Origin of the sequence: Flavobacterium sp. UBA4854 (assembly GCF_002399805.1) — a bacterium.
GTDB lineage: Bacteria > Bacteroidota > Bacteroidia > Flavobacteriales > Flavobacteriaceae > Flavobacterium > Flavobacterium ginsengisoli.
On the sequence record NZ_DHEI01000107.1, the window covers coordinates 9,028 to 13,227 of the forward strand.

The following is a 4,200-nucleotide window of genomic DNA, read 5'->3' on the forward strand; positions in this document are numbered from 1 at the left end:
AAACTTTGCGAACTTTATATCTAGATTCTATTTAGTCTCTTAATAAAATAACTTTGCGCCCTTTGCGGTTAAAAAACTAGCCACAAAGAAAAGCAACTTGAAACTTGAAACCTGAAACAAAAAAATGTCATGGAAGTTAAAAAACCAGAAAATATAGATGAATACATTGGCGGATTTCCGAATGATGTTCAAGAAATTTTGGAGAAAGTTAGAATAACCATTCAGAAAGCGGCGCCTGATGCTAAAGAGAAAATTAGTTATTCGATGCCCGCTTTTGAGCAAAATGGAATTGTAGTTTATTTTGCTGCTTTTAAAAACCATATCGGACTTTATGCTTTGCCAAGCGGACATGAAGCTTTTGCTGCAAAACTCTCTAAATATAAATCGGGAAAAGGTTCTGTACAATTTCCTCTCAAAGACCCAATGCCTTATGACTTAATTACTGAAATTGTAAAATTTAGAGTCAAAGAAAATCTGGCAAAAGCCAAAAAGAAATAAAACCACAAATGAATTTAACCCAACACTACGACCAACTTTACAAAACCTCTTCTGAGATTATTTCGATAGGAAAATATTCAATTGATTCTGAACTTAAAAATGAATCCGATTCTCGTTTTGGAATCACGTTGCTTATTCGACCAAATGATGAAATTAAAGCAAATATTCACTCGTTCCTAAACGAATTAAGAAAAGCAGAACCTGAGCAATATTTTTACCCTGATTCAGATATTCATATTACAGTTATGTCTATTATTTCTTGTTCTTCTGATTTTACTTTAAATCAGATTTCGGCAAAGGAATATATAGAAGTAATCTGCAGAAGCCTTGTTGATGTTGAGAAAATTCAAATTCATTTTAAAGGAGTAACTGCTTCTCCGTCTGCTCTTATGATTCAAGGATTTCCAAGCGATGAAACTCTAAATAATTTACGAAATAGACTTCGCGAAAATTTCAAAAATTCAGGATTACAACAAAGTATAGACAGCCGTTATTCTATATCTACAGCACATTCAACTGTAATGCGTTTTCAGGAAAAACTCCATGATCCGAAAAAATTAATAGAAATAGCCGAAAAATTTCGTGATTATGATTTTGGAGAATTTGAGGTTAAAAACTTAGAATTGGTTTACAATGATTGGTATCAGCGTAAAAGTACGACACGCGTTTTGGGTGATTTTGGATTGAGGTGATTTACTTAAATTTCCCAAAATGCCATAAAACTCCCGAAGGATCGTGCAGAAAACATTCACTCCCCCAATCTAAATATTTTATCGGAGTTAATTTTACTCCTTCATATTTTTCAGGAAGATTTAGAGCAAAAAGTTCGCTATAATATCGTTCGACATTATCCACTTCAAGAAAAACCATAGTGTTTTCAATCCAGCTTTTATCATAGTAATCTTGGAGGTAAAAAGCGATTTCTCCTGTTTTAAAAACTGAAAAATTAGATTCTAAAACTGTTTCTTCAAACCCTAAATCACGATAAAAACTTCTTGAAACTTCAAAGTTCTTAGCGCCAATAAACGGTCTGATAGATTTAACATTGTGATTCATATAATCTATTTAAATTTATAAAAACCATTCTACTCCATTATCAAGTCGAAGGAGAAAATCTGTAAATGAATTTCCTATTTCAACATGATACTTTGTGTCCAAATCTATAGAAGGCGAAAGAATAATTTTTAAAGAATTATCATCTTCAAATTCAATTCCAATAAATTCTCCACTTCCATTTGTACCTATTGCTAATGTTTGGGGCAGTTTTTCAAAAATATGATATTCCAAATTAGCATTAATAATTTCTTCTAGGCTCCAAAGTTTTATAAACTCAGCTCCAATAAACTGATCGATTCCAAGATAATTTTCGACATAAAAAACATAATCTTCAGGAAGATCAAATTTTAAATGTGCTTGAATATCTTCAATATCAACTGAAGATTCTATTTTTCTTTTAGGAAAACGATACTTCTGCAAAATCTCATCTAAAGTCTCCATATACTATAAATTTATGTCGTTATAATAAATTAAAAACCATTTATTCTGAATGAGTTTAAACTGTCTTTCTACTTCAAAACCACTGTCAGGAATCCAAAATCTTTCTGTAATTAAGGTATCTGTTTTTACTAATGAATGCTGATATTCTTCTATTTCCGATTTTTCGGCAACGGGAATTGCTTGAAACTGCCAATTCTTTCTTGTCCAATTGTACTGCTCAAAACCTGAAACATGTTGTCCTTCAATTGGAAAATCAACTCTCGAAACCTGAAAAAGAGAATCAGAATGGAATTTTTTATTGAATTCGTCAAAACTCTCAGGCAATTCTATTTTTACAGGTTTTACAACGCTATCATTCTTAAATGCTATTTCAGAATTTAAATTCACATCTTCTTTAACTTTATTGCAATTCAAAGAAATAAAAGCGAGAGCCAAAACAAGCAAAATAGTTGAAATTTTCATGAAGATTCGATTTTAGCCTTTCTTCAAAATACTTCCTAAACCACGCCCGATTTGTTCTATCGCTTCAATACCTTTTGCTAAAGGCGATGCAGTAAAATCTTCGTAAGCATCCATTGCGCTTTCTTTTCTGTCGTCTTGCGGATAAACAAGCATTACATTATTGCTGTCAAAATACTTTTCAAACTTTGTTGGCAATTTATCAAAGATTGATTGGTAAGAAACAGAACCTTTTCGAGATAAATTGACAATAATAAAATCGGTTGGTTTTATGTCTTCAGAAATTACTTCAAAATTTTCCCAATCAGAAACATTTTTAAAACCAAATTTACTGTTCAGTTTTAAATTAGAACCAATTTGCTGAATAGCTTCATGCGTTTTCTTTTCAGCATAAATCACAATCGGAATGCTTAATTCTTGTGACAAACGGCTCACTTTCTGCATTAACAAATGAAAACCAATTCCTCTTTCTGAAAACGGCGGACAAATAAAAACCAATCTTTTTTCTTCAATAAAATTCTTTTGAAACCTGCAGATAAATAAAGTCTTATCTACATTATTTATTATCGAATCTACATTCTCTCCGAAAATTTTATCAATAAATCCGGTCTTTCTTGGCCAGCCCACAATCACAATATCCGACATAATTTCTTTTGACGTTCTTGCAATTCCGCTCGCAGGATTATGGTCGATTCTGGCAATCGTATTAATTTTTACTTCTGAAGCCGATCCTTGAATTACAAATTTATCGGCTGCTTTTCTGTATTTTAAAATGTTCTTTTCTGCCTGATTATTGTTTGGAACAATCGTTAATAAAGTAACTGGATTAGATGATTTTTTATCTTTTATCAAAAGAGCAAAATCTAATAAACTTGCCGCAGCAGAAGATTTTGCTAACGGAATCAAAATATGTTCGTCTAAAATTTGATCTTTGTCGGCGTCTTCATGTGAAATTTCTTCTTCGCAGATGGCAATTTTTTTCGCTGCTTTTTCAGTTGCAAACGAAGCCACTATACACGTAATAAGAATTAGGATGATAGTTCCGTTTAAAATATTTTCGTCTAAAATTTTAGCTTTAAAACCAACTAAAATTACTGCCAAAGTTGCCGCTGCATGCGCACTGCTCAATCCAAAAATAAGCTGTCTTTCTGTTCTAGTGTATTTAAAAACAATTTGAGTAAAAAATGCTGCGATCCACTTTCCAAAAATTGCTACAACACTCAAAGTTCCGGCTACGATCAAAGCTGTTGGTCCGCTTAAAATAACGCTTACATCTACCAACATTCCAACAGAAATCAGGAAAAATGGAATAAATAAGGAGTTTCCAATAAATTCAATTCTATTCATCAACGCAGAAGAATGCGGAATTAATGGATTAAGCGCTAAACCTGCAACGAATGCACCAATAATTGGCTCTACTCCTGCTACCTCGGCCAAAAATGCGGCAAAGAAAACCACAGAAAGCACAAAAATATAATGAGCGTGTTTTTCACTTTCTAATTTCTTAAAAAACCATTTTGCAACACGTGGAATAATCATAAACATTATCGCAGAAAAAATGGCTAAAGAAACAATTAATTTAACCCAAAATGCCTGATTCAAATTCCCTTGACTGCTTCCCATAATTACCGCTAGGATAATCAAAACTGCAGTATCGGTCAAAATAGTTCCGCCGACTGTAATGGCAACCGCTTGGTTTTTAGCAATTCCCAACTTGCTTACAATCGGGTAAGCAACCAAAGTGTG

General features: G+C 32.6%; 6 protein-coding genes. 2 read left to right on the forward strand and 4 right to left on the reverse strand.

Annotation, left to right across the window (positions count from 1 at the left end; all coding sequences use genetic code 11):
* Window positions 1–129 precede the first annotated feature (129 nt).
* Window positions 130–498 carry an iron chaperone gene (locus tag B3J44_RS15865; protein ID WP_286969591.1) on the forward strand — a complete coding sequence of 123 codons (369 nt, stop codon included), beginning with the start codon at window positions 130–132 and terminating at the stop codon, window positions 496–498.
* Window positions 499–506: 8 nt separating this feature from the next.
* Window positions 507–1,190: a 2'-5' RNA ligase family protein gene (locus B3J44_RS15870; RefSeq protein WP_286969593.1), complete on the forward strand. Its 684-nt coding sequence runs from the start codon at window positions 507–509 to the stop codon at window positions 1,188–1,190.
* A gap of 1 nt (window position 1,191) precedes the next feature.
* Here B3J44_RS15870 and B3J44_RS15875 read toward each other — a convergent pair whose 3' ends face one another.
* From B3J44_RS15875 to B3J44_RS15890, 4 genes are all read right to left on the reverse strand, one after another.
* Window positions 1,192–1,554 (reverse strand): glyoxalase, encoded by a 363-nt coding sequence (locus B3J44_RS15875; protein ID WP_286969594.1) that lies wholly within the window; start codon window positions 1,552–1,554, stop codon window positions 1,192–1,194.
* Window positions 1,555–1,569: 15 nt separating this feature from the next.
* Window positions 1,570–1,995: an SMI1/KNR4 family protein gene (locus B3J44_RS15880; RefSeq protein WP_286969595.1), complete on the reverse strand. Its 426-nt coding sequence runs from the start codon at window positions 1,993–1,995 to the stop codon at window positions 1,570–1,572.
* A 3-nt stretch (window positions 1,996–1,998) separates the two neighbouring features.
* Window positions 1,999–2,457 carry a hypothetical protein gene (locus B3J44_RS15885; protein ID WP_286969596.1) on the reverse strand — a complete coding sequence of 153 codons (459 nt, stop codon included), beginning with the start codon at window positions 2,455–2,457 and terminating at the stop codon, window positions 1,999–2,001.
* Between the two features lie 12 nt (window positions 2,458–2,469).
* The coding region (locus tag B3J44_RS15890; protein WP_286969597.1) for a cation:proton antiporter at window positions 2,470–4,200 on the reverse strand (1,731 nt) is incomplete at its 5' end.